Source organism: Acidovorax sp. Leaf73 (assembly GCF_916855635.1).
Taxonomy (GTDB): Bacteria; Pseudomonadota; Gammaproteobacteria; order Burkholderiales; family Burkholderiaceae_C; genus Acidovorax; species Acidovorax facilis.
The window spans coordinates 221,626-234,873 of sequence record NZ_CAKASI010000005.1 but is presented as its reverse complement, the minus strand read 5'-3'; the positions used below and the strand labels follow the sequence as shown (position 1 = coordinate 234,873).

Genomic DNA, 13,248 nt, shown 5'->3' with positions numbered 1-13,248 from the left:
ACGCTGAGGGGCATCCTCAGCGTGCTTTACTTTTGATAGCTACCCGCGCTTGATGGGAAAGCGCCAGGGCCTGTTTTTATCCATATCCCTCGTCGTTATCCCTCAGGCGGGGGCATACCCGCTCAGAAGCTCTCCCATTCGTCGTCGTTGCCGCCCTTGGCTGCGGCTGCAGGCGCTGGCGCGCTGGCAACCGGGGGCCTGGTGCTGGCTGCAGGGGCGGCTGCGCTAGCCTTGGGCGCTGCCAGGCTGGCCTGGGGTTTGGCGGGCTTTGCGCTGCCGATCTTGCTGGCACCTTTGGTCGCGCCTGCACCGCGTTGGGCGGTGAATGCCGGGGCAGCGATGGGCGCTCGGGGTGCCGGTGCTGGCGCGCTGCGCATGGCGTTGGCGTCGAGCTTGAACACGGCCACGGCGTTGACCAGTTCGCCGGCCTGGGCGTTCAGGGCGCTAGCGGCGGCCGCCATTTCTTCCACCAACGCTGCGTTTTGCTGCGTGGCCTGGTCCATCTGCGTGACCGCTTCTCCCACCTGGCCCACCCCTGCGCTTTGTTCGCTGCTGGCGGCGCTGATCTCTCCCATGATGTCCGTCACCCGGCGGATGGAGGCCACCACTTCGGTCATGGTGGCTCCTGCCTTGTCCACGAGGGCCGTGCCTTGTTCCACGCGCTCTACGCTGGCGGTAATGAGGGCTTTGATTTCCTTGGCGGCTTCTGCGCTGCGCCCTGCCAGGCTGCGCACTTCACCGGCCACCACCGCAAAGCCCCGGCCTTGTTCTCCGGCACGGGCGGCTTCCACGGCGGCGTTCAGGGCCAGGATGTTGGTCTGAAAGGCGATGCCGTCGATCACGCTGATGATGTCGGCGATCTTTCTGCTGCTGTCGTTGATGCCTTTCATGGTCTCGACCACTTCGGCCACCACCTCGCCGCCTTGCACGGCCACGGTGCTGGCGCTCACCGCCAGCTGGTTGGCGGCCCGGGCGTTGTCGGCGTTCTGGCGCACGGTGGAACCCAGCTCTTCCATCGAGGCTGCCGTTTCTTCCAGCGCGCTGGCCTGCTGTTCCGTGCGTGCCGACAGGTCGTTGTTGCCCGAGGCAATCTGTGAGCTCGCCGAGGCAACCCCTTCCGCGTTCTGGCGCACCGAGCCCACGGTGTTCACCAGGCTTTGCTGCATGCGCTGCAAGGCGCCCAGCAGGTGGCCGGTTTCGTCCTTGGAACTCACGGTGATCTGGCCACTGAGATCGCCGCTGGCCACACGGTCGGCAGCCTCCACGGCCTGCGCCAGGGGGCGGGTGATGGAGCGGATGATGGTGATGGCGAGAAAGACGGCAATCGCAATGGCGAGCACGCCAGCGATCAACACATCCCGTTGCAGCGCAGCGGCGGCGGCCTCGGCACGTTCGCCCGCTTTGACCGTGGTCTGGGCCTGAAACTCAACCTGCTCCTGAATAGCCGCCTGGTAGGCAAGCTGCGCGGGGCGATACTGCTCTTCCAGCAGCTTGGTGGCTTCGTCCTTCTGCCCTTGCTGGATCATGGTGAGGTACTGCACGCCAATCTTTGCAAAGTCTGCGCGCCGCTGTTGCATGCGCGCCAGAATTTCTTTGCCTTTTTCCGAGACGATCAGCGCGTCAAGGGTTTTGTACTGCGCGTCCACTTCCGCCCTCGACGCGGCAATCTGGTCCATGGACGACTTAGTCACGGCCTCGGTCGTGAAAATCGCCAGATTGCGCACCTGGATGGCTTGCACATTCACCCGGTCGGTCAACGTGCCCAGTGCTTTAGTGATGGGGATGCGAACGTCAATCACATCCTTCAGCTCTGCGCGCTGGCTCGCAGACTGGATCAGGCTGACCGCCCCCAGCGCGATGAGCAACAACACCATGACGGCAAACGCTACGGTAAGTCGGGTTGATATCTTCAGCTGATTCATCCTGCTTCTCCTCTGGACTGGTGGTGGTTTGAAGGTGGTTTTTTTGGCTGTCACCACCTTAGCCGTGAGCGATCTTTGTCACCAGTGCTATTTCGCCGCGGCGCAGCAACTCCGACCTGGGCGCCACAGATCACCCTGCACTCGCCCAGGCATTTATTGACAAAACGCCGCATCCGGTCGGTTCAGTGCGTTCCCCACCCCGCCGCAGCCCCGGCCTGCCCGGTTGGGATTGGAGAGCTAGCTCCAGTCCCAGCCCCGGTGCGCAGGCAAAAAAATGCTACCTTCCACAGCGGCCCTACCGCAGGTGCGCCCTCCGCTTTTGACTGACGATCCGATGCCCCTTTTCAGCAACAAAGAAACCGATCCCAACCACATCCCCGCCCCGAGCCTGCCCCTGCTGGCGCTGGAGCTGCGGGCGCCCTGGGAGTTTGGCGCGGTGCTGCCCGCCTGGCCGGTGCTGCAGCGCGCCCCGCTGGGCGACGGCCACACGGTGATCGTGTTCCCGGGCCTCACGGCAGGTGACGCCACCACCGTGCCGCTGCGCCGCTACCTGGATTCGCGCAACTACGACACCCTGGGCTGGGGCCAGGGCCTGAACCTGGGCCCCCGCGATGGCGTGCTGGAAACCGCCAAGCGCCAGCTGCAGGAGGCCGCCCAAGCCAGTGGCGGCAAGGTGAGCCTGGTGGGCTGGAGCTTGGGCGGCGTCTATGCCCGCGAACTGGCCAAGGAGATGCCCGACCTGGTGCGCTGTGTGATCACACTGGGCACGCCATTCGCAGGGCACCACACCTCGACCAATGCCTGGCGCATCTACCAGTTCGCCAGCGGCCGCAACATCGAGCGCGAAACCGAGAGCTACAACCTGCCCGAAGCGCCCCCCGTGCCCACCACCAGCATCTACTCGCGCACAGATGGCGTGGTGGCCTGGCGCGGCAGCATCCAGGCCCCGGCGGCGCACAACCCGCACACCGAAAACATCGAAGTGGTGGCCAGCCACTTTGGCATCGGCCTGAACCCCAGCGCCTGGTGGGCCGTGGCCGACCGCCTGGGGCAACCGCATGGGCCGCAAGTGGTGTGGCAGCCTTTTCAGCGCCCCCGGGTTCCGGGCTTGCACCTGGTGTATCCAGACCCCCACCGCTAAGCGACTTGCGCGGGGCTATGCAGCCAATCAGCCCACAGAAATAGAAAACATAAAACAAAAAAGCACGCTGAGGATGCCCCTCAGCGTGCTTTTCTTTTGATAGCTACCTGCGCTTTATGGGCAAGCGCCAGGTCCTGTTTTTATCCATATCCCTCGTCGCTATCCCTCAGGCGGGGGCATGCCCGCTCAGAAGCTCTCCCATTCGTCGTCGTTGCCGCCCTTGGCGGCGGCTGCAGGCGCTGGCGCGCTGGCAACCGGGGGCCTGGTGCTGGCTGCAGGGGCGGCTGCGCTAGCCTTGGGCGCTGCCAGGCTGGCCTGGGGTTTGGCGGGCTTTGCGCTGCCGATCTTGCTGGCACCTTTGGTCGCGCCTGCACCGCGTTGGGCGGTGAATGCCGGGGCAGCGATGGGCGCTCGGGGTGCCGGTGCTGGCGCGCTGCGCATGGCGTTGGCGTCGAGCTTGAACACGGCCACGGCGTTGACCAGTTCGCCGGCCTGGGCGTTCAGGGCGCTAGCGGCGGCCGCCATTTCTTCCACCAACGCTGCGTTTTGCTGCGTGGCCTGGTCCATCTGCGTGACCGCTTCTCCCACCTGGCCCACCCCTGCGCTTTGTTCGCTGCTGGCGGCGCTGATCTCTCCCATGATGTCCGTCACCCGGCGGATGGAGGCCACCACTTCGGTCATGGTGGCTCCTGCCTTGTCCACGAGGGCCGTGCCTTGTTCCACGCGCTCTACGCTGGCGGTAATGAGGGCTTTGATTTCCTTGGCGGCTTCTGCGCTGCGCCCTGCCAGGCTGCGCACTTCACCGGCCACCACCGCAAAGCCCCGGCCTTGTTCTCCGGCACGGGCGGCTTCCACGGCGGCGTTCAGGGCCAGGATGTTGGTCTGAAAGGCGATGCCGTCGATCACGCTGATGATGTCGGCGATCTTTCTGCTGCTGTCGTTGATGCCTTTCATGGTCTCGACCACTTCGGCCACCACCTCGCCGCCTTGCACGGCCACGGTGCTGGCGCTCACCGCCAGCTGGTTGGCGGCCCGGGCGTTGTCGGCGTTCTGGCGCACGGTGGAACCCAGCTCTTCCATCGAGGCTGCCGTTTCTTCCAGCGCGCTGGCCTGCTGTTCCGTGCGTGCCGACAGGTCGTTGTTGCCCGAGGCAATCTGTGAGCTCGCCGAGGCCACGCCTTCCGCGTTGCTGCGCACGCCGGACACCACGTGCGCCAGGTTGGCACGCATGTCACCGAGCGCGGTGAGCAACTGGCCCATTTCGTCCTTGCCGCCAGGCGGCACCTCGGTGGTGAGGTCGCCCTCGGCAATTGCGCGGGCCGCCCGCACAGCATGGTGGGCCGGCCGGGAGACGGTGCGCGTAATGCCCACACCCAGCAAGGCCGCCAGCACCACACACACCGCCAGGGTGCCCAGCAGCCACAGGCGCGCCGTGGCGAATACTTCACGCCCTTCGGCACTGGCTTGCAACGCGGCCTCGGAATTGATCTTCTGCAGTTCGCCCAGCGTTTCTGCCGCGGCGACAAAAGCGGCTTCCGACTCGCCCGCATAGAGCATGCCCAGGGCGTCGCCGGTGAGTTCCAGCGTCTCGGCGTTGGTGAAGTCCACGCCCGAGGCGATCTCCAGCAATTTGGCCTGGAGCTTGATGTATTCGGCTTTGCGCTGCTTGTAGGCGGTATAGACCTCGCGCTCCTTGTCCATGTCGATGAGGGCCTCGTACGCAACCTCGACCTTGTCCAGATCCTTGTGGCGCAGGGTTACCTGCTCGGAAAACGCCTTGACTTCCGCCACGCTGCGCGAGGTGACCACCCCCGCCTCGGAGCGCCGCATGCGGTTGAGCAACACGCGCAGCTCCCCCGTTTGCGCCACGCTGGGCAGCAAGTTGGTGGCGATCTGGTCCGCCCCCTGGTGGATGCGGGACATCTGCACCAGCGCCATCACACCCAGCAAGGTGGTGAACAGCACCACCGCCAAAAATCCCGCTCCCAGCTTGACGCCGATGCGCAGATCGGAAACTCTCATGGATCACCCTTCACATTGCGTTTGCCCAAAAGGCACTTCGACGCATGCCAATCTGTATTGCTCAGCACCGCATACTTGTAACCAAATGCAGTCTAGCAGTGCCTGCCGCGCTGCAAAGTGGGCTTTCCCCTTACAGAACAACACCGCGCTGCCAAAAAAAAGCATGCGGGCTTGTGGCGCGCATGCTTTGTCGGGGACGCTGGAAGGCTATTGTATTTGTAGCTACACCTGCTTTACCCAAAAGCCCTGAGGCTATTTGATGCCCAATTTTCTTCAGGCGTTCGACTTCTTGAAAGCCTCGATGCCGTCCGTGATTTCCTTCTTGGCGGCGTCAATGCCTTCCCAGCCCAGCACCTTGACCCACTTGCCCTTTTCCAGGTCCTTGTAGTGCTCGAAGAAGTGGGCGATGGCGTTGCGGCGCATGGCATTCACGTCGTCGATGTTCTGCCAGTGGTCGTACATGGGCAACACTTTGGAGGTGGGCACGGCAATGACCTTGCCATCCACACCGGCCTCGTCTTCCATCATCAGGATGCCCAGCGGGCGGCACGGCACGACCACACCGGGGTGCAGCGCGTAGGGGGTGATCACCAGCACATCCACCGGGTCGCCGTCGCCCGACAGCGTCTGTGGCACGTAGCCGTAGTTGGTGGGGTAGTGCATGGCCGTGGTCATGAAACGGTCCACGAAGATCGCGCCCGATTCCTTGTCCACTTCGTACTTGATCGGGTCAGAGTTCATCGGGATCTCGATGACCACGTTGAAGGCTTCGGGGACGTTCTTACCTGGGGGGACGTTGTTGAGGGACATGTCTTTGGAGAGTGGTTTGTTGACGGTAACCCGCGAAGCGGCCGACGCTGACACAGCGCAACGAACCGTCGGGATTAACCCTGATTTTAGGCGCACGCCCCTTTCTGCCCGCTTGCAAACCGGCGTTTGCCTGTAAATTGGGTCTGTTGGCCAATCGACTCCTTGCCGCGAAAGCCTGGGGAGCACGAGGAAGCAACGCAGCGGGGATGCCACCGATGCGTTGGTCCCCCTCCGTGCAACACAACCCTAGGAGAATTGAATGGCTGCAAGTTCAGCACTGACATCCCCTCTCATCCTCGCCCTCGTTTGCGGGCTCATCGCGGTGGCCTACGGCATCTGGGCCCGGGGCTGGATTCTTTCCAAAGACCCGGGCAACGCCCGCATGCAGGAGATCGCCGCCGCCATCCAGGCCGGCGCGGCGGCCTACCTTGCCCGCCAGTACAAGACCATCGCCATCGTGGGCGTGGTGCTGGCCATCCTGATTGGCATCTTTCTGGACATGACGACGGCCGTTGGCTTCGTGCTGGGCGCCTTTCTGTCGGGGGCCTGTGGCTTCATCGGCATGAACGTGTCGGTGCGCGCCAACGTGCGCACCGCGCAGGCGGCCACCCACGGCATTGGACCGGCACTGGACGTGGCGTTTCGCGGCGGGGCCATCACCGGCATGCTGGTGGTGGGGCTGGGCCTGTTGGGCGTCACGGGCTTTTACTGGTTCCTGGCCGGCAATGGCAACCTCACACCCACGGCCAACCTGGCCACGCTGCTCAACCCGCTAATCGGCTTTGCGTTTGGCTCGTCGCTGATCTCGATCTTTGCGCGCCTGGGCGGCGGCATCTTCACCAAGGGCGCCGACGTGGGCGCCGACCTGGTGGGCAAGGTGGAGGCCGGCATTCCTGAAGACGACCCGCGCAACCCCGCCGTGATCGCCGACAACGTGGGCGACAACGTGGGCGACTGCGCCGGCATGGCGGCCGACCTGTTCGAGACCTATGCGGTGACGCTGATCGCCACCATGGTGCTGGGCGCGCTGCTGGTGGCCACCGCCCCGGTCAACGCCGTGGTGTACCCGCTGGCGCTGGGGGCCGTGTCCATCATTGCATCCATCATCGGCTGCTTCTTCGTGAAGGCCTCGCCCGGCATGAAGAATGTGATGCCCGCGCTGTACAAGGGCCTGGCGATTGCGGGTGCGCTCTCGCTCGTCGCCTTCTACTTTGTCACCGTCTGGATCATGCCGGACAACTCCATCACCGCCACCGGCAGCCAGATGAAGCTGTTCGGTGCCTGCGCCACCGGGCTGGTGTTGACGGCTGCTCTGGTGTGGATCACCGAGTTCTACACCGGCACGCAGTATTCGCCGGTGCAGCACATCGCGCAGGCATCGACCACGGGCCATGGCACCAACATCATTGCAGGACTGGGCGTTTCCATGCGGTCCACCGCCTGGCCGGTGATCTTCGTGTGCCTGGCCATCCTGTCGGCCTACCAGCTCGCCGGGCTGTACGGCATTGCCGTGGCGGCCATGTCCATGCTGTCCATGGCGGGCATCGTGGTGGCGCTGGACGCCTATGGTCCCATCACCGACAACGCCGGCGGCATTGCCGAAATGGCCGAGTTGCCCAGCAGCGTGCGCGACATCACCGACCCGCTGGACGCCGTGGGCAACACCACCAAGGCCGTGACCAAGGGCTACGCGATTGGCTCCGCCGGCCTGGCCGCGCTGGTGCTGTTTGCCGACTACACGCACAAGCTGGAGAGCTACGGCAAGGCCATCACGTTTGACCTGTCCGACCCGCTGGTCATCGTGGGCCTGTTCATCGGCGGGTTGATCCCCTACCTGTTCGGCGCCATGGCGATGGAGGCCGTGGGCCGCGCGGCCGGGGCCGTGGTGGTGGAGGTGCGCCGACAGTTCCGCGATATTCCTGGGATAATGGAGGGCACCGCCAAGCCTGAATACGGCAAGGCTGTGGACATGCTGACCACCGCCGCCATCAAGGAAATGGTGATCCCGAGCCTGCTGCCTGTGGTGGTGCCCATCGTGGTGGGCCTGCTGCTGGGGCCCAAGGCGCTGGGCGGCTTGCTCATGGGCACCATCGTCACCGGCCTCTTCGTTGCCATCAGCATGTGCACGGGCGGCGGCGCGTGGGACAACGCCAAGAAGTACATCGAGGACGGCCACCATGGCGGCAAGGGCAGCGAGGCCCACAAGGCCGCAGTGACCGGTGACACCGTGGGCGACCCCTACAAGGACACGGCCGGCCCTGCCATCAACCCGCTGATCAAGATCATCAACATCGTGGCGCTGCTCATCGTGCCGCTGGTGGTCAAGTTTCACGGTGGGTGAAGCCACAGCCCCGGTCTGACAAGCAGGGAATCCAGGTAAACAAGGGGCCGCGGGCCCCTTTTTGCCGCGTACCATGGCGGGCACCGGTTCCCGTCCTCCCAGAAGAAGCCTTGAAACACACCACACCGTCGGCCCCGGCCCCCTCCCCCAGCGATGCCACGCCCCACGGGCACATCGTCCGCGACGTGCTGGCCCAGGCCCAACCCCTGATGGAGCGCGTCGCCGACGCCACGCGCATGTCCCTGCTCACGCGCCAGGACCAGGCCCGCACACCGGGCGAACACAACGCCATGCACGAAGCGCGGCAGCAGCTGTCGCGGCTCGCTTCCGTGATGGGCGAGCGCTACCCCGATGCGCTGCGCAAGGCAATCGACCAGGAAACGGCACAGAACGCGGAAAAGCCCACGCACTCCCTGTTCACCGTCCATTTCGACGACCTCGAACTGATGGACGAGGCGCAGATCAACGACAGCGTGGAGCGCGCCCGTGCCCGTCAGGTGCTGATCTCGGCCGTGGAAGGGCCGCTGGCCGATCTCGACGCCCTGGTGTGCGCGGCCCTGGGCCTGGCCCGCGTTCAGCCGGAGCACAACCCCCTGCGCCCCGAAGTCTTTCTGCAGGCCATGCAAACCGTGGTGTCGCAGATGCAAGTGACGCCGCAAGTGCGCAACGACTGGATGGGCCCCATGGCCCAGGCGCTGGGCACGGAGCTGCGGGGGCTCTACCTGGCGCAGATTGACAGGCTCAAGCACAGCGGCGTGCAGCCCGTGGGCTATGCGATGCGCCAGGCCGATGGTCAGGTGGTCTATGTGGCACCCACCGAAGGCGGCGCGTCCCCCGGCTTTGCAGCCGACAACGACCTGTCCGCAGCCGCGGGCCAGGCCGACCCGCTGCTCACACTCGACCGCCTGCGCCGCCTGCTGCTGGGCGAGTTCAGCGAGAACCCGGCCCCCACGTCGGCGCCAACACACACGCCCTCCCCCCATTCAGACGAGAGCTTCGCGGACCAATTCGCACGCGAGTTCGATAACCCCAACCAGCTGCCCCCCATCGACCCACCCGCCACGGACTTCGCAGCCACCGTGCCCGCCGCCTTCGAAGCGCTGCAGGCCATGAACCAGGTCGGCCACATGATGGAGCGACTGGGGGGCCAGCGCCCGCAGCAGGTCGGCAGCAGCACAGAGGGCAGCCCTGCAGCCCCGCCGCGCAAACATTCCGGCGGACTGGGAGAGGCCTTGAGCATGGAGGTGGTGGCGCTGATGGTGGACAACATCGCGCGCGATGGTCGGCTGCTGTGGCCGGTGCAACAGTTCATCCGCGCGCTGGAGCCGGCCTTGATACAGCTGGCCGTAGCCGACCCCCGTTTCTTCAGCCACAAGGAGCACGCCGCGCGCCGACTGCTGCAAGACATCACCGACCGCAGCCTGGCCTTCAACAGCCCCGAAGCCCCCGGCTTCCAGAGCTTTATGCGCTCGCTCATGAACATCGCGGGCCCGCTGGCCACCGCCACCATCGACGGGCCCGACGATTTCGAGCACGTGCTCCAGCAATTGCACGCCAAATGGGCAGAAAAGGACCAGCAGCGCAAACAGGAACGCCAGCGCGCCATCGAGGCCTTGCAGCACGCTGAACAGCGCCACCTGCTGGCCGCCCGGATTTCGCGCGACCTCTCGCTGCGGCCTGATTTCGGCAAGGTGCCCGACGAAATTTCCCGTTTTCTGCTCGGCCCCTGGTCCCAAGTCATGGCCCAGGCGCGCCTGACCGACACCACCCGCAGCGCCGACCCAGGCCGCTACGAGGAGCTGGTGGACGCCCTGATCTGGAGCACGCAGCCCGCCTTGACCCGCGCGAACACAGGCCAGCTGGCGCGCCTGCTGCCCAAACTGCTGGCCAAGCTGCGCGAGGGCCTGGCGTCCATCGACTACCCGGCCGCCCGAACCGAGGCCGTCTTCGAACTGCTGATGGAACTGCACCAGCAAGCCTTCAAGCCCGGGCCCCGGGTGGCCACCAAGCCCGCCGCCCCGCCGCCCCAACCACCGGCTGTGGCGCAGCCCGCCCCGCTGGAGGATGACGATCCGTGGGTCGCCCCGTCCGAGGCCAAGGAATCCGGCTATGTGGACATCTCACAGTCCCCGGTATCGGAGAGCGCCGAGCTTGTGCCCGAATCCACCAGCACCACCAGCGGCCCGGCCACTTTGCCCCACCTGGCCTCAAGCGCGCCCTTGGCCCCATTGGCTGTTGGGACCTGGGTCAACCTGCAAGTGGCAGGCCAGTGGGAACGCACCCAGCTGTCCTGGATCGGCTCGCAAGGCCAGCTTTTCCTCTTCACCAGCGCATCGGGCCGGACCCAATCGATGACTCTGCGGCTGCTGGAGCGGCTCTTCCACCAGGGCGCCGTGCAGGTGTTAACCGAGCAGACCGTGGTGGACGGCGCCCTGGACGCCGTGGCACAGGCGGCCATGCGCAACAGCGTGGAGAGCAGGCTATGAATTTACTCCTAAAAAAATAGCTTATAACGCTTGATGGATAAGTACTAGAGCCCATTTTCAATCAAAATTAATATCCCATCTCCTTGGCCATCCGGCCAAGGCCCGCCACCTTCGCGGCACACCCTGGTGTTCCCCGGGTAGTCAAACTCCAACGGGGGTGCTACGCTGGGGGCGTCCAGTCCAAGGCTTTGCGACATTCGAGAGATTGAAGGGATTTGTCAGGGCCTTAGCCCGCTTCGGCGGGCTTTTTTACGTCCTTCTGCTTCGGCGGGCTTTTTTACGCCTCTCTCGCTGACAGGCGGGCTTTTTACGCCGTCTCCCGAGCGGCGGGCAACACAAGCACCACACGCAGGCCGCCCAGGTCGGCAGGCTCCAGATCCAGCCGCCCGCCGTACAGGGCCGCCAGGTCCTGCACGATGGCCAGGCCCAGCCCCGTGCCCGGCACCGTTTCGTCCAGCCGCACGCCACGCTCCACCGCCTGCGCACGCTGCGCCGCACCGATGCCGGGGCCGTCGTCCTCGACACTGACGACCATCTGGGACGGCTGCCCGCCAAGGACCTGCGCCTGCAAGCGCACGGTGGACTGCGCCCATTTGCAGGCGTTGTCCAGCAGGTTACCCAGCATTTCCTGTAGGTCCTGCGCCTCGCCCGCAAAGAACAGCGGGGCATCGGGCAGCGCCACCGTGATGTCCACCCCGCGCCCGGCATGCACCTTGTTCATCACGCGCACCAGTCCGCCCACCACCGACTCCAGCGCCGTGCGCTGGCCCGGCAGGTGTGCCGATGCAGCCACGCGGGATCGCGCCAGGTGCCAGTCGATGTGGCGCCGCGCCACCTGCACCTGCTCGCGCACCAGTGCAGCCAGCGCTGCGCCATCACTGGGTGCTGGCGCGCAGGCCGCGTTCTCCAGCACCGAAAGCGGGGTTTTCAGGGCATGCGCCAGATTGCCTGCCTGGGTGCGCGCGCGCTCCACCACTTCTGCATTGCGTTCCAGCACGGCGTTGAAGTCATCCACCAGCGGCTGCATCTCGGCAGGGAATGCGCCCTGCAACCGTGTGGTGCGTGCCTGCTGCACATCCTGCAAGCCCCGCTGCAACGCCTGCAGAGGCCGCAGGCCCACGGCCACCTGGGCCCACGCGGCCGCTGCCAGCAGCACCAGCAGGGCCGCCAGCGACAGCGCCAGCACGCGCGTGAACTGCGCGGTGGCCGCTTGGGTGGCCTGCAGATCGGCCGCCACGATCAGGCGCCAGCGTGCTGCATCCACGCCCTCGGCACGCACAGTGCGCTCCAGCACCAGCAACGGCGCGCCCTGCGGGCCTGACACTTCGTGCATATGCACGGCACCGTCAGCCAGCGCATCCACCTGGAGCGTCAGGCTGGTGTCCCACAACGAGCGCGAACGCAGCACCCCGGCCCGACCACGCCCATCGGGCGCCATGGCGTCCACCTGCCAGTACAGGCCCGAATAGGGTTTGAGCCAGCGCGGGTCCGACAGCGACTGGGCAGCAATCACCGGCTGGCCCTGGGCATCAAACTCCAGCCGCGCCGTGACCTGGTCCAGCTGCTGCACAAGGGCCGCCTCGAACTGGCGCTGCACATGCTCGCGGAACAGCCCACTCAGCACCAGGCCCGCCAGCACCACCGCCACCGTCAGCCCCGCCACGGTCACGGCCAGCAGCCGAAATCGCAGGGAGCGTGACCAGTGCAAACCGCCCCGATTCGCGCCCCGGTTCATGGCGGCACCAGGCGGTAGCCCATGCCACGCACCGTCTCGATACGGGCCGCGCTGGCCGACGGCGACTGCAGTTTTTTGCGCAGGCGCCCCACAAAGACTTCGATGGTGTTGGAGTCCCGGTCAAAGTCCTGCGCGTAGATGTGTTCGGTCAGCTCGGCGCGTGACACCAACACGCCAGGCCGGTGCATGAGGTAGTCGAGTACCTTGTACTCGTGCGCCGTGAGTGCCACGGGCTGCCCTGCGCAGGTGACGCGGCCGCTGCGGGTGTCCAGCAACCAGTCGCCACACTGCAGCACCGCAGACGCCTGCCCGCTGGCGCGGCGGATCAGCGCGCGCAGGCGTGCCAGCAGCTCTTCGAGGTGAAAGGGCTTGGTCAGGTAGTCATCGGCACCCGCATCAATGCCCGCCACCTTCTCGTGCCAGTTGTCCCGCGCGGTGAGGATCAGCACCGGCATGTTGCGCCCCTCGGCCCGCCAGCGCTTGAGCACCGTGAGCCCGTCCACCACCGGCAGGCCCAGGTCCAGCACCACGGCATCCACGGCCTCGGTGTCGCCCAGAAACTGCGCGTCGCGCCCGTTGTCGGCCTCGTCCACGGTGTATCCCGCGCCTTGCAGCGCGGTGCGCAACTGGGTGCGCAGCTGCGTGTCGTCTTCTACGAGGAGGATGCGCATGGGCTATAGAACCTGTTCAGTGTCTTTTTAGGGTCGCACAAGTACCTTGCCCGAAGGGTTGGAGCGAAATCGGGCGATTGGAAGCCTCGTCTGCTTGCATGGGCACGAGCCCACGCGGGG

Annotated in this window: 8 protein-coding genes; 3 read left to right on the top strand and 5 right to left on the bottom strand. The window is 65.7% G+C overall.

Features of this window, described 5'->3' with window-relative positions; genetic code table 11:
* Nucleotides 1-122: 122 nt before the first annotated feature.
* A complete protein-coding gene (locus LPA35_RS17805) occupies nt 123-1,922 on the bottom strand; it encodes a methyl-accepting chemotaxis protein (RefSeq protein WP_228897886.1) in 1,800 nt (599 codons plus the stop codon).
* 334 nt (nt 1,923-2,256) lie between these two features.
* On the opposite strand from LPA35_RS17805, the gene LPA35_RS17800 reads away from it, so the two are divergent.
* The gene (locus LPA35_RS17800) at nt 2,257-3,063 is read left to right on the top strand and encodes a triacylglycerol lipase (protein WP_228897885.1); all 807 of its coding nucleotides are present in this window, start codon (nt 2,257-2,259) and stop codon (nt 3,061-3,063) included.
* Nucleotides 3,064-3,249: 186 nt separating this feature from the next.
* Here LPA35_RS17800 and LPA35_RS17795 read toward each other — a convergent pair whose 3' ends face one another.
* Together LPA35_RS17795 and ppa are read right to left on the bottom strand one after the other, a co-directional pair.
* Nucleotides 3,250-5,085: a methyl-accepting chemotaxis protein gene (locus tag LPA35_RS17795; protein WP_228897884.1), complete on the bottom strand. Its 1,836-nt coding sequence runs from the start codon at nt 5,083-5,085 to the stop codon at nt 3,250-3,252.
* 273 nt (nt 5,086-5,358) lie between these two features.
* Nucleotides 5,359-5,895, bottom strand: a complete 537-nt coding sequence (gene ppa / locus LPA35_RS17790) for an inorganic diphosphatase (protein WP_055398170.1) — start codon at nt 5,893-5,895, stop codon at nt 5,359-5,361.
* Nucleotides 5,896-6,154: 259 nt separating this feature from the next.
* Here ppa and LPA35_RS17785 point away from each other — a divergent pair, with 259 nt between their 5' ends.
* Nucleotides 6,155-8,236, top strand: coding sequence for a sodium-translocating pyrophosphatase (locus tag LPA35_RS17785; protein WP_228897883.1), 2,082 nt, complete (start codon nt 6,155-6,157; stop codon nt 8,234-8,236).
* A gap of 110 nt (nt 8,237-8,346) precedes the next feature.
* Nucleotides 8,347-10,722: a DUF1631 family protein gene (locus LPA35_RS17780; protein ID WP_228897882.1), complete on the top strand. Its 2,376-nt coding sequence runs from the start codon at nt 8,347-8,349 to the stop codon at nt 10,720-10,722.
* Between the two features lie 307 nt (nt 10,723-11,029).
* Here LPA35_RS17780 and LPA35_RS17775 read toward each other — a convergent pair whose 3' ends face one another.
* Together LPA35_RS17775 and LPA35_RS17770 are read right to left on the bottom strand one after the other, a co-directional pair.
* Nucleotides 11,030-12,457, bottom strand: a complete 1,428-nt coding sequence (locus LPA35_RS17775; protein ID WP_228897881.1) for a sensor histidine kinase — start codon at nt 12,455-12,457, stop codon at nt 11,030-11,032.
* The gene (locus tag LPA35_RS17770) at nt 12,454-13,128 is read right to left on the bottom strand and encodes a response regulator transcription factor (protein ID WP_228897880.1); all 675 of its coding nucleotides are present in this window, start codon (nt 13,126-13,128) and stop codon (nt 12,454-12,456) included. The genes LPA35_RS17775 and LPA35_RS17770 overlap by 4 nt, the downstream gene beginning before the upstream one ends.
* Nucleotides 13,129-13,248: the final 120 nt, after the last annotated feature.